The organism is Ruminococcus sp. 8Y-12 (assembly GCF_058119865.1).
The window spans coordinates 952,126-976,664 of sequence record NZ_CM176623.1 but is presented as its reverse complement, the minus strand read 5'-3'; the positions used below and the strand labels follow the sequence as shown (position 1 = coordinate 976,664).

Sequence of the window (24,539 nt, the reverse complement as noted above, 5' to 3'; positions counted from 1 at the left end):
ATGCATAGCTATTTAGCCGGTCTGTGTATTTACTGCACAGCCGTGTAGTAGCAATAGGAGGAGTTCCCTTGAGAAGTGATACAATTGCAGCTATCTCCACAGCTATGAATGATGCGGGAATCGGTATTATCCGAATCAGCGGGGAGGATGCTTTTTTGGTGGCGGACAGAGTGTACCGCTCAAAGCAGGATAAGAAAAAGCTTTCCCTTATGCCAACCCACACAATCCATTACGGCTACATCTGGGATGGGGAGGAAGCGGTGGATGAGGTGCTCGTGATGCTCATGCGGGCGCCCAGGAGTTTTACGGCCGAGGATACAGTGGAAATCAATTGCCACGGCGGGATCGTAGCTATGAAGAAAATTCTGGAGACGGTGATCAAAAATGGAGCCCGGCCTGCCCAGCCTGGGGAGTTTACCAAGAGGGCATTTTTAAATGGAAGAATCGACCTGTCCCAGGCGGAGGCAGTCATGGATATTATCCAGGCAAAGAACGAGTATGCCTTAAAAAGCTCAGTGAGCCAGTTAAAGGGAGCGGTACAGGTGGCGGTGAAGGAGCTGAGGGAAAAGATACTCTATCACATTGCCTTTATTGAGTCAGCTCTTGATGATCCGGAGCACTCAGATCTGAGTGGATACCCCGAGCGTCTGGAGGAGGAGAACAAGGAATGGTGCCAAAGGATTGACAGACTGATCCAATCCTCTGAAAACGGACGTGTTATGACAGAGGGTATCCAGACTGTGATTGTGGGCAAACCAAATGCGGGCAAGTCCTCTCTTTTAAACCTGCTGGTGGGACAGGAGAGAGCTATTGTCACGGAAATTGCAGGAACTACCAGGGATATCCTGCAGGAGTCAGTGAATATACACGGAATTACTTTAAATATCGTGGACACAGCCGGAATCCGGCAGACGGACGATGTGGTGGAGCGGATCGGTGTGGATAAAGCCAGGGAATGTGTAAAGGATGCAGATCTGGTGATCTATGTTGTGGATTCCTCCACAGAACTGGATGAGAGTGACAGGGAGATCATGGAAATGCTTTCCGATAAAAAGGTTATCGTGCTGCTGAATAAGACAGACCTGACTTCCGTCACCACAGAGGAGATGTTGGGAGAGAGGCTCTGCGGACATCCGATTCTTTCTGTCTCAGCCAAGGAGAATCAGGGGATTGAGATTCTGGAGAGCACTCTGAGGGATATGTTTTTTGAAGGCAGGCTTTCCTTTAACGATCAGGTATATATCACAAATATGAGACATAAAGATGCACTGACGCAGGCTTTAGAGAGCCTTAAACAGGTGCAGATGAGTCTGGATATGCAGATGCCTGAGGACTTTTACTCCATTGATTTGATGAGTGCCTATGAAGAGTTGGGCCTAATAGTGGGGGAATCAGTGGGGGAGGACCTGGTAAATGAGATATTCAGCAAATTTTGTACTGGAAAATAGAGAGGAAGAACAATGAATACACTGGAAGAACAGGTAGATGTGGTAGTGGTTGGAGCAGGCCACGCGGGATGCGAAGCGGCACTGGCATGCGCCCGTCTGGGACTTTTGACCGCATTGTTTACAGTGAGTGTGGACAGTATTGCACTTATGCCCTGCAATCCCAATATAGGAGGAAGCTCCAAGGGCCACCTGGTTCGGGAGATCGACGCACTGGGCGGAGAGATGGGAATCAATACAGACAAAACCTTTATTCAATCCAAGATGCTGAATAAGTCCAAGGGGCCTGCAGTACACTCCCTGCGTGCTCAGGCGGATAAGGCAAATTACAGCCGGAGCATGCGCAGGGTGCTGGAAAGTACCGAGAATCTCTGGATCAAACAGGCCGAGGTCACAGAGTTGATAGCTGAGGATGGAGAAGTTAAAGGGGTGAAGACATACTCTGGGGCAGTGTACTACTGTAAGGCTTGTATACTGTGTACAGGGACCTATCTGAGAGCCCGCTGTATTTACGGGGATGTGAGCAATGCCACAGGGCCAAATGGACTGCAGGCCGCCAATCATTTAACAGACTCCCTAAAGGCACATGGAATTGAGATGTACCGGTTTAAGACAGGTACTCCTGCCAGAATCGACAGGCGTTCTATTGACTTTGATAAAATGCAGGAGCAGGTGGGCGACGAGCACGTGGTGCCTTTTTCCTTTACGACAGACCCAGGCAGTGTACAGATTGATCAGGTGTCCTGCTGGCTTACCTACACAAATGAGAGGACCCATGAGATAATTAGGGGGAATCTGGATCGTTCTCCCCTTTATTCAGGTATCATTGAGGGAACAGGACCCAGATATTGTCCCTCCATTGAGGATAAGGTGGTAAAATTTGCGGATAAGGACAGACATCAGGTGTTTATTGAGCCGGAGGGTCTGGACACCAATGAGATGTACGTGGGAGGAATGTCCAGTTCCCTTCCGGAGGATGTGCAGTACCGCATGTACCGTACAGTGCCTGGCCTGGAACACGCGCAAATTGTTCGAAACGCTTATGCCATTGAGTACGATTGCATTGACCCCAGGCAGTTGAAGGCTTCCCTGGAGTTTAAGAGTATAAGCGGTCTGTTCAGCGGAGGTCAGTTTAACGGAAGCTCAGGATATGAGGAAGCGGCGGCGCAGGGGCTTATGGCAGGAATCAACGCAGCCAGAAAGATAAAGGGAAAGAACCCCTTTGTACTGGACCGGTCCGAGGCGTATATCGGGGTTTTGATCGATGATCTGGTGACAAAGGAGAATCGGGAGCCCTACCGTATGATGACCTCCAGGGCGGAGTATAGGCTGCTTCTGCGACAGGACAATGCGGATCTGCGGCTCACTGAGAAAGGCTATGAAATTGGACTGATCTCACAGGAGAGGTATGAGGCGCTGCTGGAAAAGAAAAGATTGATCCGGGAGGAGACGGAGAGAGTAGAGCATGCAAATGTGGGTGCAAATACAAAAGTACAAAAGTTTTTGGAATCCCAGGGCAGCACGCTCCTGAACTCCGGGACTACGATCGGAGAATTGATACGCCGTCCAGAACTTACCTATGACCTTTTAGAGCCTATTGACGAAAAAAGACCCAGCCTCCCGGATGGAGTCAGAGAGCAGGTAAATATCAATATAAAATATGAGGGGTATATCAAGCGTCAGCTCAAACAGGTAGAACAGTTTAAAAAGCTGGAGAGTAAGAAGATTCCCCGGGATATCAATTATGATGATATAAACAGTCTGCGTATTGAGGCAGTACAGAAGTTAAAGCTGTATGAGCCGGAGAGTATTGGACAGGCCTCCAGGATCTCGGGTGTCTCTCCGGCTGATATATCAGTGTTGTTGGTTTACCTGGAAAGCAGGGCTTACAGGCGATCCTGATCGGTGCAGGAGGTCAGAGAGACCTTACAGGCGGGGTACTACTCAGTAGAAAGATATATATGCAGGGGTACCTTAAAACATGAAAAATTGGTGGTAAAAATATGGCAAATGAAAATATATTACTGGATGGATGCAAATACTTTGGTATAGAGCTGAGTGAGAGACAGGTTTCTCAGTTTATGCAATACTATGAACTTCTGATTGAGTGGAACAAGGTGATGAACCTCACAGCCATTACAGAGTATGGGGAAGTAATGAGGAAACACTTTGTGGACAGTCTGGCCTTGAAGCGGACAGAAAGGTTGTCAGGCGGGGAGAAGCTTATTGACATCGGAACAGGGGCAGGGTTTCCGGGGATACCTTTAAAGATCGCTTTCCCGGAGCTGGAAGTGGTGCTTTTAGACTCCTTAAACAAGAGAATCAAGTTTCTGGATCAGGTGATTGAAAAACTGGAACTGCCGGGGATCAGGGCAGTCCACGGAAGAGCAGAGGATTTTGCCAGGCAAGCAGAGTACAGGGAGCAGTTTGACTTCTGCGTATCCAGGGCGGTTGCAAATCTGGCCTCACTTTCAGAATATTGTCTTCCCTATGTGAAAAGGGGAGGATATTTTATCTCCTATAAATCGGGAAATGTTCAGGAGGAGATTACACAAGCAAAGAAGGCGGTCTTTGTACTTGGTGGGGAGCGCAGGGATACCATTCATTTCTGCCTTCCGGGGAGTGATATAGAGAGATCCCTTGTAATAGTGGAGAAGATAAATACCACCCCAAAGAAGTATCCCAGAAAAGCCGGAATACCTGCTAAGGAGCCGATTCAGTGAGCTTCAATGGCTGCTGAGATACTTATAAACGCTGAAAGAAAGGTATTCTTCACGGATTCGTAATAAATTAGTTAAAAAATTTGTAATTATTTTATAGAAAGAACATACTTTGAACACAATTATTGGGTATACTATAAGCATATTAGCAAACAGCTAATATATTTCATAACTCACACTTCGCAGCTCCCACACGCTGCGAAGTACTCCCTCAAAATATTTTAATTTTTTCTCTTTCCTTGAAAACAGGAGCCGCGAGGCTCCTGTTTTTAGTATGATAGAAAAGTCCTTCGGAATTCCCTATGATATAAAAAGTCCTCCGCATTTATTGCGCTACCGTATGAAAGTGGTTCAGAAGTGCAAAAATCCCATCACAGAAGGGGATGGGATTTTCGTATATAACTGTGAAGATACTGAACAGTTATGTAATGTTTAAAAGAAAATCTTCATTTTGCTGTACAATTCCTCTGGTGTCTCAATTTGTGGAAGATACTTGGCCTTGTCTATATACTCAGCCTCAATTGCCGGATTACGTTCCAGATAACTTTCCACAGTGGCTTCTATATTCTCACACTTTTTTCCACACACAAGGAAAATACTGTGGTTAAGTTCCCTGAGAGCGTGAGATATATTGGCATTCACATAAAACCCGTTGATACTGGAGAGCAGATATTTTCCACCACATTCTCCAAGGTGTGCGGATTCGTAGTATGTATCCAGATACTTTTGCTGTAGTTTAAAAGGATTGTAGAGATAATCCTCCGTAAACAGATACTCCAAATTGTTTTTGCTTACAATCATATTGTATACGGCAGTTCCAATGATAGGAAAATCCATCAGAAACTTGGTGACTTTTGCGCGCTTTCCCGGTATAGCACTGAGCTTTGTAAGACTCTCGGGGTTGATCATCATGATTTTGTTGTAAAGTTCTGGTTCCACGTGGCAGGCCATCACTATAAAGGATGAGGTCAGTCCCGTGACAGCCACATCTGTCTTTTGTCCAATAACGTTTTTGATAAAGTCGTTCAGCATCTGCACATACAGAAAATTTGTGTAGGTAATGTTGGGTTTGTCTGAACGTCCGCAGCCTAAAAGGTCTATGGCATAGACCGTGTGATCCTTAGATAACTTGCGCACCAATTCATTCCACTCGTAAGAGGAGGCATAGGGCGATAAGTCATGTAGGAGCAGCAGTGGAGTTCCGGTTCCGCTTTTTGTGTAGTAAATATTTCCAAATCGCCACTCAAAACGTTTTCCACTATCTTTTACCAACAGATTTTTTAATACCGCGGCTGCAGTAATGCAGCGGTTAATAATATGAAGGCATCCAACTGCCAGGGTGGTTAGTATGACAGTTGTTTTAATTTTATGTTTCATAGTCGTACTCCTTCCATCATAAATGAAATTGTGTCGTATATCCTTTATTATAGTCCAAAATGCAGCGAGATACAACAGATAAAGTCCAATTTATAGAATTATAATTTGCATTATTAGATGGAGTAGGATATGATAGAAGTGAGAAAATCATTTACGAAAAGAAACAGGGTAAGAAGGAAAAAATATGGTTAAAGAGTACATACAGGGAAAGCTGAAAACAGCTCGAAATACACTGGAGACAAAGAACAAAGAATGGAATAGAAATCAGGAGCAGGAAAGATATATAAAGGAAAGTATTCGCAAAATGCAGGAGGAGGAAGATCTTGATTTCGAAATTTTCTCCCCTAGAACTGGGGAGTACTCAATAAAAGGTAAGATAAATGAGATGTATGAGAAATTAAATCAATTAATTTCTTTAAATGGCAAGCTTAGGTTGGAGATCGAACAGTTAGAGATAGAAGAGCAAAGGTTTCAAACTATGGCAGATGAATTGGAAGAGTTGGAAAAACTGGCAAACAAATAAAATGTTTCACGTGAAACATTATTCCAATATAGATAAGAATTTCATTTTCTAGAGGAAGAAATGTTTCACGTGAAACATAAAGTGTTTATTGGAAAGCTTTTTATGTGGATAAAAGAAACAAACAATGCTATAATCTTATTCAGAATATACTTTTATAAAAGCAACAAAGATACTCCACGGAAGGAAGGTAATTTCAATGGGGAGAACGATTGTAATTGCAAATCAGAAGGGCGGAGTCGGTAAGACAACTACGGCGATTAATTTGTCAGCTTCCCTTGCAGAATTAAATCAAAAAGTACTAATTGTTGATATGGACCCACAGGGAAACACTACAAGCGGTGTTGGTGTGGAAAAAGAGGAGCAGGAGAATACAGTGTATGAACTTCTTTTGGGAGAATGTACGATAGAGGAATGTCTGATTGAAAATGTTTATGAGAATCTGACAGTACTGCCTTCCAATATAAATCTGGCTGCTGCGGAGATTGAACTGATCGGAGTGGAAAACAAGGAATATTTGTTAAAAGAAGCATTGGAGATAATTAAGAAACAGTATGACTTTGTATTGATCGATTGTCCCCCTTCACTGAATATGCTGACGATCAATTCCATGTGCGCTGCAGATACGGTTCTAGTTCCCATCCAGTGTGAGTACTATGCTTTGGAAGGACTGACACAGTTGATACACACCATTGATTTGGTGAAGGACAGATTAAATCCAGATCTGGAGATAGAGGGAGTTGTGTTTACCATGTATGACGCCCGCACAAATCTTTCACTTCAGGTAGTAGAAAATGTAAAAGGAAATCTTGATCAAAATATATATAAGACAATTATTCCGCGCAATATTCGCCTGGCTGAAGCTCCAAGCTATGGGATGCCGATCAATGCGTATGATTCAAGATCAACTGGAGCTGAGAGCTACCGTCTGTTGGCGGAAGAAGTGATACATAGAGGAGAAGAAGAATGGTAGCAAAAAAAAGTGGTTTAGGAAAAGGATTGGATTCATTGATTCCTGCACATAGCACAAAAAAAGAAGTGGTTGTGGAAAAGGTTATTAAAAAGGAAGAAGTGATGTTGAAAATAACGGAGATTGAACCCAACAGGGATCAGCCCCGGAAAAATTTTGACGAGGATGCACTTTTAGAGCTGGCGGAGTCTATCAAGCAGTTTGGTGTAATACAGCCTCTGATTGTTCAGAAGAGAGAGGATTATTATGAGATTATTGCCGGGGAGCGTAGATGGCGGGCGGCAAAGCTGGCCGGTATCAAGGAAGTGCCTGTGATTATAAAAAGCTATTCTGACCAGGAGGTAGTGGAGATATCTCTGATCGAGAATATACAGAGGGAGAATCTGAATCCAATTGAGGAAGCCCAGGCTTTTAAAAGACTTTTGGAGGAATTTCATCTCAAACAGGATGAGGTAGCGGAGAGAGTTTCCAAGAGCCGTACGGCTGTGACAAACTCTATGCGTCTGTTAAAGCTGGATAAGAGAGTGCAGCAGATGGTGATTGATGACATGATCTCCAGTGGTCACGCCAGAGCTCTTCTGTCTGTTGAGGATGCACAGATGCAGTTTGCTCTGGCAAACAGAATCTTTGATGAAAAACTGAGTGTACGTGAAGTTGAGCGGCTGGTGAAGAGCCTTCAGAGGGAAGCAAAGCCGGAGGAGAAAAAGGAGAAGAGGGACGATAGTTTTATCTATAAAGATATTGAAGAGAAAATAAAGTCTATTTTAGGAACAAAAGTTTATGTAAACCATAAAAACAATCATCGCGGGAAAATAGAGATAGAGTATTATTCAAATGAGGAGCTGGAAAGGCTTATTGATTTGTTTGAGACGATACAATGAAGTCAAAAAAATGAAAGGGATAGAAGATGAATAGTTCAATATTAGATATGATTGGAATTGATCCGGGAATTATTCTTATAGTTGTACTGCTGGTCATGATACTGATGATACTGTATATGGTCAAGGTGTCCATGAAGATGACCCGGTTCCTGAATAAATACAAGACATTTATGAGAGGACAGGATGGTATATCTCTGGAAAAATCGTTTATCCGCCGATTCAATGAGCTGGATAAATTAAGTGAATCCAACAAAAATCACATGGAAGAAATCCGCCGGATCAAAGAAATTCAAAATATTTCTCTGAACAAGACTGCAATTGTAAAGTACGATGCATTCAAGGAGATGGGCGGTAAATTGAGCTTTGCCCTGGCAATGTTGGATAAAGAGAACAATGGATTTGTGCTCAACGCGATCCACAGCCGTGAGGGATGTTATACCTACATCAAGGAGATTGTAAAGGGGGAATCCTACATCGTGTTAGGTGAGGAGGAGAAAGAGGCTCTGAGACAGGCTGTGAATATGCACAATGAGATATAAGTGGTATTTTGTTTAGCAGATGTTAACGTTAAGGAGACAATTTATTTGAGTATTTAAGATCAGAATATTCTTTGATATATGCCTGTTACACAAAATATACTGAAGAGGATTACAGAAGCCCTGCCATTTCAGCACATATGCTGAGAGCAGGGTTTTTAAATTGTTATAAATGACTAATATTAGCATAAAATTTTCAATGAAAAGAATAAAATATTCTATGTTTTCTTAAATACACATCGTATATACTGTCATTAATAATAATAGGTATAATATGCCATTATAGTGTTACTATATTTTCTTATGTAAAACTGTGAAATTTTATGAATCATTATTTTTATATAATAAACCCGCACAACCGCTTTCGGGGTGTTCATAGTAGTGTGAACAGCAGCCCCCCTGTCTGAGATTTCCTGTGAATCCTTAAGTATAGGGGAGCTCTGATATAAAGTAACCAATTAACTGTATAGATGTGATAGTGTATGATGCCAGGGTCACAATGTGCGGAGAAATCCGCAGGCATCAGGGGTCAAAATACCTTCTGACTCTAACATCAATCTATACCACTAAAAAGATAAGTCTGCAGATTAATTTATGTCTGTAAACTTATTATGCAAGGGAGAGTAGACATGGGTAAAGGAAAGATTCTAAAACGAACCATAGCATGGGCACTTGCCTTAGCTATGGTACTTGGCATGCTGCCCTACGGACAGATGGGAAGTGTGCTGGCTGCTTCTGACGAATTGTTGGAAGTGGAAGAGCAGGTATCGAGAGACGCACAGACAGAGTCGATATCCGCCGCGGAACGAAAGATAAAGATCAATGACAACTGGAGGTTCAACCTTTTGACTACCAGACGGGAGATTGATAACTCCCTGGACAAAACGGCCAGTCAGTTGGACTACACGGAGAAGGGCGAATGGAATACCGTTACTCTTCCTCATGACTGGAGTATTTATCAAGGATTTACGGATAGTGATGCAAGAGCGGCTCAGGGCTCCCTGCCCGGAGGCACTGGCTGGTACCGGAAGTCCTTCACCCTCTCAGATGATATGAAGGGGAAAAACGTTGTGCTTCAGTTTGACGCGGTTCAGATGGTCAGTGAAGTATGGATCAACGGGGAAAATTTAGGTAAGCAATATCTGGGGTACGTGACCTTCGAGTATGACATTACGGATTATCTCCGCTTTGACGGGCAGGAGAATGTCATTGCAGTAAAGGCATATTCCAGTAGGGACAGCGCACGCTGGTATCCCGGAGCAGGAATCTACGGCAGCGTCTATCTGATTGCCACGGATAAGGTACATATCCCTGTGAACGGTGTCCATGTGGCCACTGTCGTGGAGGAGGATGGAGAATATATCCAGCCTGATTTTCATACAGAGCCGGATATGGAAGCTCTAAAGAAGAAGTCTACCGTAAATGTGAGGACAAGTATTGAAAACAGCTCTGAAAATTCCACAGAGGTTTCCGTGCATTCTGTAATTTACAGCAAGACCAACCCGGAGGTGGCAAAGGCCAGCGATGAGAACATTCAGATCCCTGCAGGGGAGACGAAGAAGATTGATCAGTTGATTGACATACAGAACCCGGATCTCTGGAATGTGGACGACCCCAATCTGTACTGGGTGAAGACCGAGATTGTCCAGAATGGAGAGGTGGTAGACACCCTGGATACCCGTTTTGGTATCCGTTATCTGTATCTGAATCCAGGTTCTTTTGAGGCTCCCTACAGTGAGAACAATACGCAGGGCGGACTCTTTATTAACGGAAAATACACAAAGATCAACGGTGTCTGCGAGCATCGCGATCTGGGAGCTCTCGGTATGGAGACCTATCAGGCGGCCATAGACCGGAGAATACGGAAACTGAAGGATATGGGTGTGAATGTGGTGCGCTGTTCCCACAATCCGGTTTCAGCGGAATACATCGAAGCGGCTGATCGCCTGGGTATGCTGATCTTTGAAGAGGGATTTGACCAGTGGCTGCTTGCGAAAAACAGTGACGATTACCACAATTATTTTAATAAAGCAGCCGACGGAGAGACCGTTGTGTTTGAGTATTCCTCCAGCGGTGGAACAGATTCTTACATCAGATGGATAAATCCGGATCTGGTTCCCAACTGTGTACGTGATATCCAGGCAATGGTAGACAGGGACAAGAACTCCCCGTCCATCTTCCTGTGGAGTACCGGAAACGAGATCTATGATGCAGCAGAGGGACATGGAATGGATACCCAGTGGCTTCTGTCCGCAGCTGTCAAAGAGATTGATTCTCTGGATAATATTCCATACACAAATGTAATAGACAAGGAAAATAAGAGAACCATCCGTCCCACTGCGGAAGAGAATTACAATGCTCTGCCAAATGAGAGCAACGGTTACAAGACGGATTACAATGTGAGAGGCGGCGGTGCCCGCTACGGGAGACCCATTGCTTCCGCTCCTCCTACCTGGGACACGGGAAGCAACAAAGTGACCAGGAAGAATGGATTTATTGATAATATGGCCCTGGCAGACATTGGAGGTCATAATTACTCCAGAGCCAACAATCAGTACACGGCTCATAAAAACCGATATCCGAATATGTGTGTGGCAGGTACGGAGACCTCCTCTTCCTTCTATACCAGAGGTGTTTACAATATTGATCACTATAAGGGCGGAGAAGAGGGATTCCGTGAGGCGCACTACAGTGGATATGCTTCAGAGTGGCCCTTTAACAAAAACTTTGTAGCCGCCAGCGTATCCATCCGGGAACACAGGGCAGATATGATGCCGTTCCTGTTCGGAGAGATGGTATGGACAGGACACGACTATCTGGGAGAGCCCACGCCTCACAGCAGCCCCTCCAGAAGCTCTTACTTTGGTATCATTGATACAGCGGGCTTTGAGAAAGATGCCTTCTATATGTACCGCTCCGCCTGGACAGACATCCCTACAGTACACCTTCTGCCTCAGAAGTGGAACTGGGATATGGGAACATCGGTTCCGATCATGGTCTACACCAATGGGGCCAGCGTGGAAGTGTTTATCAACGATAAGTCCATCGGAGAGATGGAGTATGATAGAGATACGGCAAAACCTGTTTATCTGGATTTTGGAATGCATGATTACCAGCCGGGTGAACTGAAAGCCGTCGCAAAGGACAAAGATGGAAATGTGATCGCCACTGATGTGGTCTACACAGCAGGAGACGCTCAGTCTGTAGTCCTCACTGGAGACCGCTCCTTTATCAAAAATGACGGAAGCGATCTGCTGTACGTGGAAGCCTCTGTTGTGGACAGTGCAGGGATTGAAGTTCCCACTGCAGACAACCGGATTACCTTCCATGTGGAAGGCGGCGAGATTGTTGCCCTGGACAATGGAGATCCAAGAGACAGGGAGCCGTTCAGAGGCACTAACAATAACAACAACAGCAATACCAGCAATAACCGGAAGGCATTTAACGGCAAGGCTTTGGCCATCATTAAAGCCACAAAAGGCAGTGCAGAAGACATTACAGTGACCGCCACTGCAGAGGCAGATGGAGGGAAACTTGGCTCCAACCTGTTGGAAGTTGGATCAAAAGAAGAGATCGGCGATGGAACCAATGTTCAGTCCTATGATGCTCCTGAGGTAACTACCGGCGTAGGTATTACTCCGGAATTGCCGGACAGCGTGGGTGTGATCTATGACAACGGCTTGATTGAGCAGTTTGAAGTAAAAGCCTGGGATATGAGCCAGGTGAACCTGAAAAAGCCAGGCACTTACTCTGCCTACGGAACAGCCAGCGGCATCACCAGCAAGGTTGAGGCCAAGATCTATGTAAAGGATATTGAGTCTATCGAGACGGCAGAGGTGACCACCATTGCAGGCGTTGCACCTGCTCTGCCTAAGTTTGTTACAGTTCATTACACAGACGGAACTGTTGGGTCCGCACAGGTGACCTGGGAGTCTGTGCAGGCTTCCAAGTATGCGGAGGAGGGCATCTTTGATGCGGTCGGAAGCGTGGGAGAGAACCTGAATGTGACGGCAGAGGTAACGGTAAAGGAAATGCTGTCCATTGAAGATATTACCCTGAGTACAGAGATCGGGAAGATTCCTGAGATGCCCACTACCATTCCGGTGAAGTTTACCGATGGAACAGAAGAGATGCTGGGTGTGAAGTGGAAGATATCTTCTGATGATGTGAAATCAGCAGGTGTTAAGAAGATTACCGGAACGGTCTTAAGCTCCGACGTGACAGCTACAGCCTGGATCAATGTGAGCATTGCCGTGTACGCAAGTGATCTGGAAATGACCACAGATAAACCTGACCGCGTATTCACAGACCAGATGGTAAACGGGGAGTCACTGCAGGCCAGAGGTATGCAGGGTGGACCTGGTGAAGTATATGCAAAAGGTTTTGAGACCAAAGCACCTGCTAAGATTGAGATCGACATTGCGGGAAAAGGTTACGAACGGTTCCGCTCTTATGTGAATCTGAGTCTGTTAAACGGCGGTGTGACGGCGCCGGGTGCAGTTTCCTTTGAAGTTTATCTGGACAATGACACAAAACCGGTATTTACCAGCGGCACAATGACCAGAGCCAACGAGGCTATGCTTGTGGATGTGGATGTGACGGGCGCTTCCAAAATCAGCTTGGTAACCAAGTCTGAGTCCGGGGACCCTGAAGTCGATCTGGCAGACTGGGTGGATGCTAAATTCCTTTCCGCTCACGTTGTGGTGGATAAGATTATGACAAACTCCATCTGTACCAACAAAAAGGGAGAAGTTCCTTCCCTGCCATCAACTGTACAGGCAACAGTTCCGGGCATCGCAGATCCGGTTGATTTTACCGTTAACTGGCTGTCTCCGTTGACAAGCTCCATGTTTACATCCGGAAGTGTCCAGCGGATTTATGGCCAACTGGAGGGAGCGGACAACTGCGTAGTGGCCTTTAAGTATATCACGGATTACGGCGAGGCTGTGAAGACAGACAGTCTCTACTCCGAGATCGGAAAGTGGAGCGTGAAGGATACTTTTGATTATCCTGTTGGTCTTAGTGAAAAGGTGAACCTCAACTCATTGGGACTGGCTCCCAAGATGATTTACTCAGCTTCCTCCGACATGCTTGTGGAGAACGTCCATAACTATGGTTTTTCATATGGTATTTATCCAAGCAACGCAGGAAGCGGAAAACAGATCGTATTTGCAACGCCGGATCTGCACTATTTCCAGATTCGCAATGTGGCAAATACAACAAATACTTCAAACAGCAACAGCTTTACGTTTGAGATTTCCTCCAATGGTACAGATTGGACAAGTTTTACTGACTTTACAAAGGGGAATGTGCTGCCCGGAACCGGAACAGAATCCGTATGGGCGCAGAGAGATTATACCTCAAACAGCGCGGATTCCTTCCCGAAGGGGACAAATTTCCTGCGTGTGACATACCCGGCAGGAAATACCTGGCAGTTTAATATGACAGGCATTGACTTAGAGGGCGGCGAGGGAGAACTGGTTGATCTGGCGCTCTTCAAATTGGGAGAGCACGCAGGTGTGATTGACCAGAGTGCAAAGACGGTAAATATAACAGTACCAAGTTCCATGGATGTAAAGAACATCACTCCTGAAATCCTGGCAAGCACAGGGGCTTCTGTGAAGCCGGAGGGACCGCAGGATTTCACAAAACCAGTGACCTATACGGTATCCAACGGGCAGGTTCAGAAGACCTATCAGGTAACCGTAAACAGAGGTGTCAATGTGACCTTCCATCCCTATGGAGGCAGTATTAACGGAAGTACCCAGGCCATTACCAACTTTATCTCACAGGGAAGCAAAGTGACGGCTCCCAGCGCCCAGCCAGTGAGAGAGGGTTACCTCTTTGGCGGATGGACGACAGACAGGGCGGGCAAAGAGCCTGTGGAACTGGATAAGCTTCAGGTAGAGGAGGATACGGTGCTGTACGCCATCTGGACCAAAGATCCGTATTTATACATCCGGACCAACGGGGACACTACAATGAAGACCTGGCAAACTGAGAAAGAGACAAATTATGGGTTAGATTCTAATCTGTTGATACGCCAGAACAACGACACGAAGAGCTACGGGCAGTTTGGTGAAAAATTTAAGAACACAAGTACCTCAGATGGCACGGATATCAAGACCTCTCTGGTGAAATTTAATGTGAAGGATCTGAAGGACGAGAATATAAAATCCGTGAAACTGGCTCTGTACTATAACGGCAATGAGAACCAGCCAACCACAAAGGATATTAAGATCCTGGCAGTACGGGCAGCTTCCGACTGGTCAGAAAACAAGGTGACCTGGAGTAACAAATATCCAGAGCTGATCAATCCGGACGTCATTGCGGAGTCCGCCCAGTTCCAGGCTACAAAAGATGCCGGACTGGCTGTTGAGCTTGACGTTAGCAAGCTTTATGAGAGCTTATCCGGGGAAGAAACAGAGATTGCATTTGCAATTACCGCAAACTCCAACGCATGTGACTTTAGGATTATGTCCAAGGAGGGAGCAACCGGCTCCAATGCATCCAAGGCGCCGAGACTGCTGGTAGAGGTGGAAAAAGAACCGGATTACATGGTGACCTATGACTTGAACGGAGGAACCGGAACTGCTCCGATTCAGGGAACTGTGAATGCGGGAGAGAGCTTTAAAGCAGCCGGCGGCCAGGGTATTGAAGGGCCAAATGGAAAACAATTCGCTGGATGGAACACCAAGGCGGACGGAAGCGGAACAGGTTACCGCACAGGAGATGAGGTTGTGATGGAAGCAGCTGATTTGACCCTGTATGCGGTTTATAAAGATCCGGTAACGATCACTGTGAACGAAAAGACTGTGGAATTAGACGATACTCCTGTTGATTTAAGTACTCTGGGACTGTTTAATATTGATGAACATGCAGGAAAGACCCACATTTACAGTGTGGTAAGCGGCGGAACCGGCAAAGGCCGGGTGAACGCATCAGACAAGAAGACCCTGACGGTCTCCAAGGCGGGAACGATCCGCATAAAGCTGGTGACATCCGAAACCGATACCCATATGAAGGGAGTAGCGATAGCTACACTGTTTGTAGATTCAGATGACCTGAGGGCTATACAGGATGTAATTGACAAGATTAAGGGAATCGGAACAGTAACCCTGGAAAAGAAAGAGAAGATCGAGGCAGCAAGAAAGGCATATGATGCATTGAAGGATGAACTGAAAGGGGAGATACCTGCAGAGGTCCTGGCTATGCTGACAGCAGCCGAGGAGGCTTATGACAAACTGGCAAATCCGGATAACCCGAAACCAGATGATCCAAAACCGGACAATCCGAAGCCTACGCCTCCCACTCCAACACCTCCGACCCCAACGCCTCCTACACAAATTGTGCCCAAGAAGGGAACTGCTTTCAAGTCAGGCGCCCTGACCTACAAGATTAAGTCTGTGTCATCTTCATCTAAGACAGGCACTGTTTGGGTGGCAAAGACTTCAAAGAACAAGAAACTGAAGAGTGTTTCCATACCAAGTACGGTCCGCTACCAGAAATTTACCTTCAAGGTAACCTGTGTAGAGAAAGCAGCCTTCAAAGGAGCCTCCAAGCTGACCACTGTCAAAATTGGAAACAACGTGACTGCGATCCAATCCGATGCATTCAGAAGCTGTAAGAAGCTGAAAAAAGTAACCATTGGAACTGGCCTTAAGACCGTTGGAAAACGTGCCTTCTATAGTGACAAGGTGCTAAAAAGCGTGGTTATCAAGAGCAAGAAGCTCAAAACAGTCGGAACTGCTGCATTCAAGGGAATCCATAAGAATGCAAAGATCAAGGTACCGAAAGCCAAGCTGAATGTCTACAAGAAGAAGTTTAAAGGAAGGACAAACGCAAAGATCACGAAATAGAGAAAATGAGAGGTAGGGCTGTTGGAACATAGATAGTCCAAACGTGGGTCATCATGATTCTTGTGGATCATGATGACCTACTTACATTTTTCTTTACTAAAAGTACAAAATAGGTTATTATGATTCTGGAATGCAAAATTCCAACAGAGTTTTACTATAATTCAGCGAAAAACCGGTGCAAAAGAAATCAAAGGCAGCGCTGTATATGCTGGAAGATACCGGAAAAACTATGAAGAAAGAACAGGAAAGGGAACAGCCATGTTAGATATTAAATTTGTCAGAGAAAATCCGGAAATCGTTAAACAGAATATTCGAAATAAGTTTCAGGACCACAAGCTGCCTCTTGTGGATGAAGTGTTAAAATTAGATGAGGAGAACCGTAAGATTAAGCAGGAAGTGGAATCTCTGCGCGCGGAGAGGAATAAGATATCTAAGCAGATTGGCGCTCTGATGGGGCAGGGCAAGAGAGAAGAAGCGGAACAGGTGAAGGCTCAGGTGGCTGCAAAAGCAGACAGGATTGAGGAGCTCTCCGAGAGAGAAAAAGAGGTGGAGGAAAGCCTTAAAAAGAATATGATGGTGATTCCAAATATCATTGACCCCTCTGTGCCCATTGGCAAAGATGACAGTGAGAATGTGGAGATTCAGAGATACGGGGAGCCTAAGGTTCCGGATTTCGAAATCCCGTATCACACAGAGATTATGGAGAAATTTGACGGGATTGACCTGGACAGCGCCAGAAAGGTGGCCGGAAACGGGTTTTATTATCTCATGGGAGATATGGCAAGGCTTCACTCAGCGGTGATCTCCTATGCGAGAGATTTTATGATTGACAGAGGATTTACTTACTGTGTACCCCCATTTATGATCAGAAGTGACGTGGTGACGGGTGTTATGAGTTTTGCTGAGATGGAATCCATGATGTATAAGATTGAGGGTGAGGATCTCTATCTCATCGGGACCAGCGAACACTCTATGATTGGAAAATTTATTGATACTATACTGCCGGAGGAGACACTCCCCAAGACACTGACAAGCTACTCTCCCTGCTTCCGGAAAGAGAAGGGGGCCCATGGAATTGAGGAGAGAGGGGTATACAGAATACACCAGTTTGAGAAGCAGGAGATGATTGTGGTATGCAGACCGGAGGATAGCATGATGTGGTATGACAAGCTTTGGCAGAATACCGTAGACCTCTTTTGCTCTCTGGATATTCCCGTGCGTACACTGGAGTGCTGCTCCGGAGATTTGGCTGATTTGAAGGTGAAATCCGTGGATGTGGAGGCGTGGTCACCCAGACAGAAGAAGTACTTTGAGGTGGGGAGCTGTTCAAATCTGGGAGATGCCCAGGCCCGCCGGTTAAAAATTCGTGTAAATGGGAAAGATGGCAAGTATTTCGCGCATACATTAAATAATACGGTTGTTGCTCCTCCCAGAATGTTAATTGCATTCCTGGAGAACAATTTAAATGAGGATGGAAGTGTAAATATCCCCGCGGTGCTGCAGCCCTATATGGGAGGCAAGACGGTTATCAAATAGCAGCCGCCGGAGGGGAAAAGAAAGAAGGGGTGGATACAGTGCACAGTTATCTGAGGGCAATTGGATTCAGTAAACTGAAAACCGGGCGGGAGATTGAGAAGATCCTGCAGGAGGTATTTCAGGATTACAATGAGAAGTGTGTTGCAAAAGAGGAAGTCAACAGCGCATTTATAGAGTACTCCAAATCATTTGGGCCGGATATGGGGATCACCGTGTGCGGCACTATGGATGAGGAGGGATATCACCAGGAATACTACTTTCCGTATTTCAGGGGTACAGGGGTAACCACGAAGGAAGACCTGATTGTGGAAAAGCATGGCGGAAAAGAATCCTTTGCAGGAGTGTGCGAGGATATGAGAGTGGGTGTTTCCATGATCTTTTATCTGCAGAATGCCGCCAGGTACAAAAAAGAGAGTATTTTAAATCATCTGCTGAGCAAGAATATCACAACAACGTTCTCCGGCCTCTCCCTGCAGGGAAAGGTACTTCTTCCCCTATGTAAAAGTGAGGAGCAGATACTCTCAGATCAGGAGGCAGCCAAAACCAGGAACCGGCTGCTGGCGGAGGCCCGCAAGGGAAACGAGGAGGCTATTGAGAGTCTGACTCTGGAGGATATCGATACCTACACCATGATATCCAGAAGGATTCAACAGGAGGATGTGTTTACGATTGTAGAATCCTTTTTTATGCCCTATGGTATGGAGTGTGACCAGTACCACGTTTTGGGGGAGATTAAAAACGTGGAGAAGGTAGCAAACAGCCTTACAGGGGAGAAGATATACCAGATGAATATCGAGTGCAATGAGATCATCTTTGATATCTGTATCAATGAGAAGGATCTGGTGGGAGAGCCTGTTGAGGGACGCCGTTTTAAGGGCGTGATCTGGCTGCAGGGGTACATCAATTTTCCGGAGAAATAAGAGAACAACCCATCATAAATAGCCTTTGGCAATGGGCAGATGCTTTTGACCCAGCACTTCATTGGGTTTGGTGCCGTACAGCGAGGTGCATGGCACCAGAGCTTCTGCAAGGATGAAAGAAAATACTTGCAGAAATCACTTGATGTGTGATAGAATATATATTGGTCTGAATAATACCGTTTTTATTTAGATAAATGTTTCCGTAGCTCAGCTGGATAGAGCGACCGCCTCCTAAGCGGTAGGCCGGGTGTTCGAATCACCTCGGGAACGCTGATTACCATGCCGCAAGCCTGGATAAAAAAAGGCTTGCGGCTTTTTGCGTCTTTTTTGCAGCAGTTCAAAAAATTGTTCTATAGCGAGGTTTCTGTGACATTTTGATGATACTCTATAAAGAAAAGGATGTGGTTAAATGAAAATTTTAGTGGTCGAGGATGACCAACTATTGAATACAACACTTTGCTACAATCTGTCTGCTGTTGGCTATGAAGTTGATGCTGCTTTAACAAAGGGCGTTGCAAAATGCCTTTGCGGAAAACAGGAATATGACTTGATTGTTCTTGACATCAACCTGCCGGATGGAAACGGCTTTGATTTTTGCCGGGATATGAAAGAACGGCACCCAGACACCGCAGTAATTTTCCTGACGGCAAATGATATGGAAAGCGATATGCTCCGGGGCTATGAGCTTGGGGCGGACGATTATGTAACAAAGCCATTTCCTATGAGCGTATTCCAGAAAAAAGTGTCTGTGCTGCTGGACCGAATCAAAAAACAGGATGGCGGTGACTGCTACAATGACGGCAATCTGATCGTGAATTTTGCAGAAATGGCCGCAACACTCAATGGAGAGGCTGTATTGTTTACCTCAATGGAATATCGGCTTTTGAAAGTGCTGACGAAAAATCCGCAGATCGTCCTGACACGGCAGGTACTATTGGAAAAACTGTGGGATATTGATGGTAATTTTGTGGATGAACATGCCTTGACCTCAGCAATCAGCAGAATACGCGGCAAAATAGAAAAGCCGGACAAATCCTATATCAAAACGGTTTATGGAATGGGTTATATGTGGATTGGAGGCGGGGGAAAATGAGAACGGAAAAGCTTTCGGTCAATAGGGCGTGTATCGCAGTCTGTACTGTTCTTACGCTGCTGTCAGTGTTCATGTCATTGATGCTGTACTTCCTGACACAAAACAAACTGGCTCTGTACTGCGGATTGCTCTATGCTGTTGGTGTCATTGGGTGCATGGCAATTTTTCTGGCTTTTGTTCGGCGGAAGCTCACCTTGTTTTCAGATGCCTTGTGTAAACTGCTCGACGATATGATGTCGTCTGATCAAGGGCCACTGCAATACACAGAGGAGGAAAGCCTATTTTATAAAATCCAGCATCGGCTTTCACGGCTTTATGAAGTGCTGCAGGAAAGCAAAAGCAGCATTGCAAAAGAACGGGCAGGCTTGCAGGAATTGATTTCCGATATCTCCCATCAGGTCAAAACTCCGATTGCAAACCTGAAAATGCTCGATGCAACTTTGCTGGAACAAACCGTACCACCAGAAAAGCAGAGAGAATTTCTTGTGGCTATGGGCGGCCAGTTAGATAAGCTGGACTTTCTCATGCAGGCCATGATAAAAACATCCCGGCTGGAGACCGGGGTGATTTCCTTGGAACCAAAGCCGCAGCCCATCTATGATACTCTCGCTGCGGCACTGGGGGGTATTCTGTTGAGCGCAGAAAAGAAAAGGATTGAGGTCGCAGTGGATTGCCAAAAAACGGTGTCTGCTGTCCATGATCCGAAATGGACAGCAGAAGCTCTATTCAACATTTTGGACAATGCGGTAAAGTACACGCCAGAGGGAGGGGAAATTCATGTTGCTGCTGCGTGTTGGAAGATGTACGCAAAAATTGATATTTCTGACACTGGCATAGGTATTCCCGAACAGCATCAAGGGACAATCTTTAAGCGGTTCTACCGTGAGAGCAGTGTGCATGATGCTCCCGGCATAGGAATCGGATTATATCTGGCCCGTGAGATCGTTACCCGGCAAGGAGGATTTATCCTTGTCACCTCAGATGTGGGGGTGGGTTCCACCTTTTCGGTGTTTCTGCCCCACTCTTGAAATGTCACGTAATTGTGACATTTTGAGGTATTTTGGGGATGAGTTTGGGTATGACCGTGACATTTCTGTGAGGATTGGTCGTTACAATGATGCCATCACAAAGAAAGGATGGTGTTCCTATGAACATTTTGGAAACGATTGATCTGAAAAAATACTACGGCGCAGAGCCAAACATTACCCGGGCTCTGGACGGGGTTTCGCTTACTGTTGGGGAGGGTGAATTTATTGCCATCGTTGGTACATCTGGCAGCGGCAAATCCACGCTTCTGAACATGATCGGGGGCTTGGATGTTCCCACTTCCGGCAAGGTTATTGTGGATGGCAAAGACTTGTTCACAATGAAAGACCAACAGCTTACTATTTTCCGCAGACGGAAGATCGGATTTATCTTTCAAAATTACAATCTTGTGCCCGTTCTCAATGTCTGCGAAAATATCGTCCTGCCGGTAGAACTGGACGGCGATAGAGTGGATAAGAAATTTATGCAGGAGGTTGTGCAGATGCTGGCTTTAGAAGATAAGCTGAACAATATGCCAAACAATCTTTCCGGCGGTCAGCAACAGCGTGTCGCTATTGCCCGCGCTCTCGTCTCTAAACCTGCTATTGTACTGGCCGATGAACCAACGGGCAACCTGGACAGCCGCACCAGTAGAGATGTTCTCGGCCTGCTGAAATTTACCAGCCAGAAATTCCATCAAACACTTGTAATGATTACCCATAATAATGAGATCGCCCAGCTTGCAGACCGGATTGTTCGTATTGAGGATGGAAAAATCATACAGTGAGGGGGAGGCGGAAATATGAATGACATTTTATTTGGCAACAATAACGCGGCAGTAATCAAACGCCTTTCAAAGCGGTATTTTAAGAAAAACAGAGTACGGAACATTGCTGCAATTCTGGCAATTCTTTTAACGGCATTTCTATTTACTTCCATCACCTCCCTGGCGTTTAGCATGGCGTCGTCCATCCATCTCTCCCAGCAGATGCTAAAAGGGAGTAAGGCGGATGGTGATATTCGCTATATGAATGAAGAACAGTATGAAGAGCTGGTTTACAGCGATTTTATCGAACAGGCCGGATGCAGGCGGGTTATCGGATATGCAACAAATACAGCCGCACATATTATCGAAATTGAATATGCCGATGATATACAGCAGGAATTAACATTCTGCTCTCCAACACACGGGGATGCTCCACAAGCGGCAAATGAGGTTTCAGCCAGTGATCTTGCGCTGGAGGCCTTGGGGGTGAAAGCAGAGATTGGGGAACAGGTTCCCATAGAGTTTGAATTGCGGGGACAGACTTATCATTTTGATATGGTTCTTTCCGGCTGGTGGGAAGCGCCCGATAATACTGTCAGCCAGATGATTGTATCCGAAAGATATGTAGAGCAAAATCCCAATTTGTTTCTCAACACCTATGCAGAGGATGGGGAATTTGCGGGCACTTATCTGTCCGATGTTGTATTAAAAGACAAAAAGGATGCGCAGGGACAATTACAGAAATTTGCCCGTTCTGTCGGCGGAAACACCGAGGATATGGACGCAGGCAATTATATTCTCTGTGCAGAGAATGAAGTAACCATACAAAGGGTACAGCCGGGCATGGTGATTGCTGTTGTGGGCTTTGCGCTTTTGTTTATGGTCTGCGGATATTTGCTGATTTATAACATTTTTGATATTTCTGTCACGCAGGATGTCCAACAGTATGGGCTACTGCGAACCATTGGATGTTCCACCCGGCAAATTAAAAAGCTGGTAAACCGTCAGGCTGTCTGGTTGACCGTGATTGGGCTGCCCATTGGTTTGGCTGCTGGCTTTGTAGTGAGCTGGATGCTTCTCCCCTCCATAATGGAATTTTTCAGCTATACTGCCTTGAAAGCAACTGAGGTATCGGTATCTCCATTGATTTTTGTCATAGCCGCCCTGTTTACCATCCTGACTGTACTGATCAGTATACGGAAGCCCGCAAAAAAGGCGGCAAGGGTATCTCCGTTAGAGGCAATTCGATATACAGGGGAAGAAAGTTTCCAAAAGAAAACGATAAGCAGGACACATGGGGCAAAGCTGCCGCACATGGCTCTTGCTAATTTGGGTCGAAGCAAACGCCGTACTGTTTTTATTATGGTTTCCATGCTTTTGTGTATTGTATTGTTCAATTCTGTTCTTGTTATTGCACAGAGTATGGATGAAAATAAGTTTATCAGCCGTGCAACCAAAACAGACTATACGGTTTACAGCTCCAAAAGCCTCAATATCACGAACCCATTTCAATACCATACGGATGGGCTGCCTGTATCAGTGCCGGAACGAATCAATCAGCAATCCGGGGTGGAAAATGGAAGATACCTGTATCGAAACACACTGGATGATACGACAGTCACGGTAGACTATGGTTTTGATGATATGACGGTTACAGGAACAGATGAAGAAAATGGACGAAAATTTGTAGGGCTTGAAAATGGTGTAAGACTGGCTATTGCACCAGACAAAGAAGATCAATATTATGGAAATGTGTTTGGAGCATCAAGTGCGTTTTGGGATGATGTTACGATTTATGACGGTGAAAAAAATAAAGACACTCTCAAACAACAGATGGACACAGGGGAATATATTATTCTCGGGTATGTTATAAACCGTCTGACTGGCGAACCCGGTTTGGAACTCTGGGAAGAACAGTTTCAGGTTGGTGACCATATTACGTTTTATAAGAATGGGAAATTGTTCAAAACCTATACGGTTCTTGCAATTGCAAATTTGGTGCCAACAGAATATGAAACCAGTGCGGGTACACTTGCTGCCGGCCGCATAGGCGGGGACGCTCCATTTCTCTATATGACGGATGCAATGTTTCAGCAGCTTTATGATAACCCCACACTGTTCAGCTATGGATTTAATGTTGCAGACAGTCACAGCCAGCAGCTTGAAGATTTCTTAAACAATTTTACAAGCAGTAACTCTTCTGTCACCTATACTTCCACAGCATTATTAAAGCAGCAGCTTAATTCTATTGGAAGCATGGTTCTGATTGTTGGTGGAATGATTGGGGCTATTATGGCGTTTGCCGGTTTAATCAACTTTACAAATATGATGATTACAAACATTATCACCCGCCGCCATGAATTTGCTACCATGCAGAGTATTGGCATGACAAACCGCCAGCTGCGCCGCATGATGATCTGCGAGGGACTTTATTATGCGGCTGGTGCGGACCTGATCGGCGGCATTTTTGCAGCTATTATAGGATTGACTGTCTTAAAAAGCGTTTTGAACTCGCCGTCGCTTTGGTTTTTCACTCTGCATTTCACTTTGGCTCCGGCGTTGATTGTCGCATTGGTTTATCTGCTATTAGCTGCTAGTATCCCGGTAATCGTTCTGCGTTTCTTTAACAGAGGAACAGTTGTGGAACGCTTGCGGATAATAGAATAAGAGGGGGGTTCCGATTTCAGATATTTAATCACTGTTTTTATTAAATTTACATTTGAATAAGTTATAAGTTTCGTATGTAATCTCAATCAAAACATAACGAAGATTAATTAATTATTTTTTTGCTTTAAAAAAATAATAAAAAATTGGTTTGTTTATCTGAATCATTCTTAAACTATTTATAATGGAAAATTGTTCTTATCTATTCTGATAAGAAAAAGCGAAA

Annotated in this window: 15 protein-coding genes and 1 tRNA gene; 15 read left to right on the top strand and 1 reads right to left on the bottom strand. The window is 45.2% G+C overall.

Annotated elements, in window-relative coordinates:
* Positions 1-68: 68 nt before the first annotated feature.
* The 3 genes from mnmE (at position 69) to rsmG (ending at position 4,168) form a co-directional block, all read left to right on the top strand.
* Entirely contained in the window at positions 69-1,448 is a 1,380-nt protein-coding gene (gene mnmE, locus AC0THY_RS03455) for a tRNA uridine-5-carboxymethylaminomethyl(34) synthesis GTPase MnmE (RefSeq protein ID WP_489993077.1), read from the top strand.
* Between the two features lie 12 nt (positions 1,449-1,460).
* Positions 1,461-3,347, top strand: coding sequence for a tRNA uridine-5-carboxymethylaminomethyl(34) synthesis enzyme MnmG (mnmG, locus tag AC0THY_RS03450; RefSeq protein ID WP_489993076.1), 1,887 nt, complete (start codon positions 1,461-1,463; stop codon positions 3,345-3,347).
* 101 nt (positions 3,348-3,448) lie between these two features.
* The gene (rsmG, locus tag AC0THY_RS03445) at positions 3,449-4,168 is read left to right on the top strand and encodes a 16S rRNA (guanine(527)-N(7))-methyltransferase RsmG (protein ID WP_489993075.1); all 720 of its coding nucleotides are present in this window, start codon (positions 3,449-3,451) and stop codon (positions 4,166-4,168) included.
* Between the two features lie 429 nt (positions 4,169-4,597).
* Here the strand turns inward: rsmG and AC0THY_RS03440 are convergent, their stop codons facing one another.
* Complete coding sequence (locus tag AC0THY_RS03440) at positions 4,598-5,542, bottom strand: alpha/beta fold hydrolase (RefSeq protein WP_489993074.1); 945 nt, start codon at positions 5,540-5,542, stop codon at positions 4,598-4,600.
* Positions 5,543-5,726: 184 nt separating this feature from the next.
* Here AC0THY_RS03440 and AC0THY_RS03435 point away from each other — a divergent pair, with 184 nt between their 5' ends.
* From AC0THY_RS03435 to AC0THY_RS03380, 12 genes are all read left to right on the top strand, one after another.
* Entirely contained in the window at positions 5,727-6,065 is a 339-nt protein-coding gene (locus AC0THY_RS03435) for a hypothetical protein (protein ID WP_489993073.1), read from the top strand.
* Positions 6,066-6,261: 196 nt separating this feature from the next.
* A complete protein-coding gene (locus AC0THY_RS03430) occupies positions 6,262-7,035 on the top strand; it encodes a ParA family protein (protein ID WP_489993072.1) in 774 nt (257 codons plus the stop codon).
* Positions 7,029-7,913, top strand: a complete 885-nt coding sequence (locus tag AC0THY_RS03425; RefSeq protein ID WP_489993071.1) for a ParB/RepB/Spo0J family partition protein — start codon at positions 7,029-7,031, stop codon at positions 7,911-7,913. Before AC0THY_RS03430 ends, AC0THY_RS03425 begins: the two co-directional genes overlap by 7 nt.
* A gap of 26 nt (positions 7,914-7,939) precedes the next feature.
* Positions 7,940-8,452, top strand: coding sequence for a DUF4446 family protein (locus AC0THY_RS03420; protein WP_489993070.1), 513 nt, complete (start codon positions 7,940-7,942; stop codon positions 8,450-8,452).
* Between the two features lie 626 nt (positions 8,453-9,078).
* Positions 9,079-16,308 carry an Ig-like domain-containing protein gene (locus AC0THY_RS03415; protein WP_489993069.1) on the top strand — a complete coding sequence of 2,410 codons (7,230 nt, stop codon included), beginning with the start codon at positions 9,079-9,081 and terminating at the stop codon, positions 16,306-16,308.
* 258 nt (positions 16,309-16,566) lie between these two features.
* Positions 16,567-17,844, top strand: coding sequence for a serine--tRNA ligase (serS, locus tag AC0THY_RS03410; RefSeq protein ID WP_489993068.1), 1,278 nt, complete (start codon positions 16,567-16,569; stop codon positions 17,842-17,844).
* A 29-nt stretch (positions 17,845-17,873) separates the two neighbouring features.
* Positions 17,874-18,764, top strand: a complete 891-nt coding sequence (locus AC0THY_RS03405; RefSeq protein WP_489993067.1) for a DUF3881 family protein — start codon at positions 17,874-17,876, stop codon at positions 18,762-18,764.
* Positions 18,765-18,960: 196 nt separating this feature from the next.
* Positions 18,961-19,034 (top strand) — tRNA-Arg (locus tag AC0THY_RS03400).
* Positions 19,035-19,173: 139 nt separating this feature from the next.
* The gene (locus AC0THY_RS03395; protein WP_489993066.1) at positions 19,174-19,857 is read left to right on the top strand and encodes a response regulator transcription factor; all 684 of its coding nucleotides are present in this window, start codon (positions 19,174-19,176) and stop codon (positions 19,855-19,857) included.
* The gene (locus tag AC0THY_RS03390) at positions 19,854-20,885 is read left to right on the top strand and encodes a sensor histidine kinase (protein ID WP_489993065.1); all 1,032 of its coding nucleotides are present in this window, start codon (positions 19,854-19,856) and stop codon (positions 20,883-20,885) included. The genes AC0THY_RS03395 and AC0THY_RS03390 overlap by 4 nt, the downstream gene beginning before the upstream one ends.
* 119 nt (positions 20,886-21,004) lie before the next feature.
* Positions 21,005-21,670 carry an ABC transporter ATP-binding protein gene (locus tag AC0THY_RS03385; RefSeq protein ID WP_489993064.1) on the top strand — a complete coding sequence of 222 codons (666 nt, stop codon included), beginning with the start codon at positions 21,005-21,007 and terminating at the stop codon, positions 21,668-21,670.
* A gap of 15 nt (positions 21,671-21,685) precedes the next feature.
* Positions 21,686-24,316, top strand: coding sequence for an ABC transporter permease (locus AC0THY_RS03380; protein ID WP_489993063.1), 2,631 nt, complete (start codon positions 21,686-21,688; stop codon positions 24,314-24,316).
* The last annotated feature ends 223 nt before the right edge of the window (positions 24,317-24,539 follow it).

Bases quoted from the DNA above. Each gene is read 5' to 3' on its own strand.
- serS (WP_489993068.1), top strand. From the start codon at position 16,567: ATGTTAGATATTAAATTTGTCAGAGAAAATCCGGAAATCGTTAAACAG.
- AC0THY_RS03435 (WP_489993073.1), top strand. From the start codon at position 5,727: ATGGTTAAAGAGTACATACAGGGAAAGCTGAAAACAGCTCGAAATACA.
- rsmG (WP_489993075.1), top strand. From the start codon at position 3,449: ATGGCAAATGAAAATATATTACTGGATGGATGCAAATACTTTGGTATA.
- AC0THY_RS03430 (WP_489993072.1), top strand. From the start codon at position 6,262: ATGGGGAGAACGATTGTAATTGCAAATCAGAAGGGCGGAGTCGGTAAG.
- mnmG (WP_489993076.1), top strand. From the start codon at position 1,461: ATGAATACACTGGAAGAACAGGTAGATGTGGTAGTGGTTGGAGCAGGC.
- AC0THY_RS03390 (WP_489993065.1), top strand. From the start codon at position 19,854: ATGAGAACGGAAAAGCTTTCGGTCAATAGGGCGTGTATCGCAGTCTGT.
- AC0THY_RS03395 (WP_489993066.1), top strand. From the start codon at position 19,174: ATGAAAATTTTAGTGGTCGAGGATGACCAACTATTGAATACAACACTT.
- AC0THY_RS03385 (WP_489993064.1), top strand. From the start codon at position 21,005: ATGAACATTTTGGAAACGATTGATCTGAAAAAATACTACGGCGCAGAG.
- AC0THY_RS03380 (WP_489993063.1), top strand. From the start codon at position 21,686: ATGAATGACATTTTATTTGGCAACAATAACGCGGCAGTAATCAAACGC.
- AC0THY_RS03420 (WP_489993070.1), top strand. From the start codon at position 7,940: ATGAATAGTTCAATATTAGATATGATTGGAATTGATCCGGGAATTATT.
- AC0THY_RS03425 (WP_489993071.1), top strand. From the start codon at position 7,029: ATGGTAGCAAAAAAAAGTGGTTTAGGAAAAGGATTGGATTCATTGATT.
- AC0THY_RS03415 (WP_489993069.1), top strand. From the start codon at position 9,079: ATGGGTAAAGGAAAGATTCTAAAACGAACCATAGCATGGGCACTTGCC.
- AC0THY_RS03440 (WP_489993074.1), bottom strand. From the start codon at position 5,542: ATGAAACATAAAATTAAAACAACTGTCATACTAACCACCCTGGCAGTT.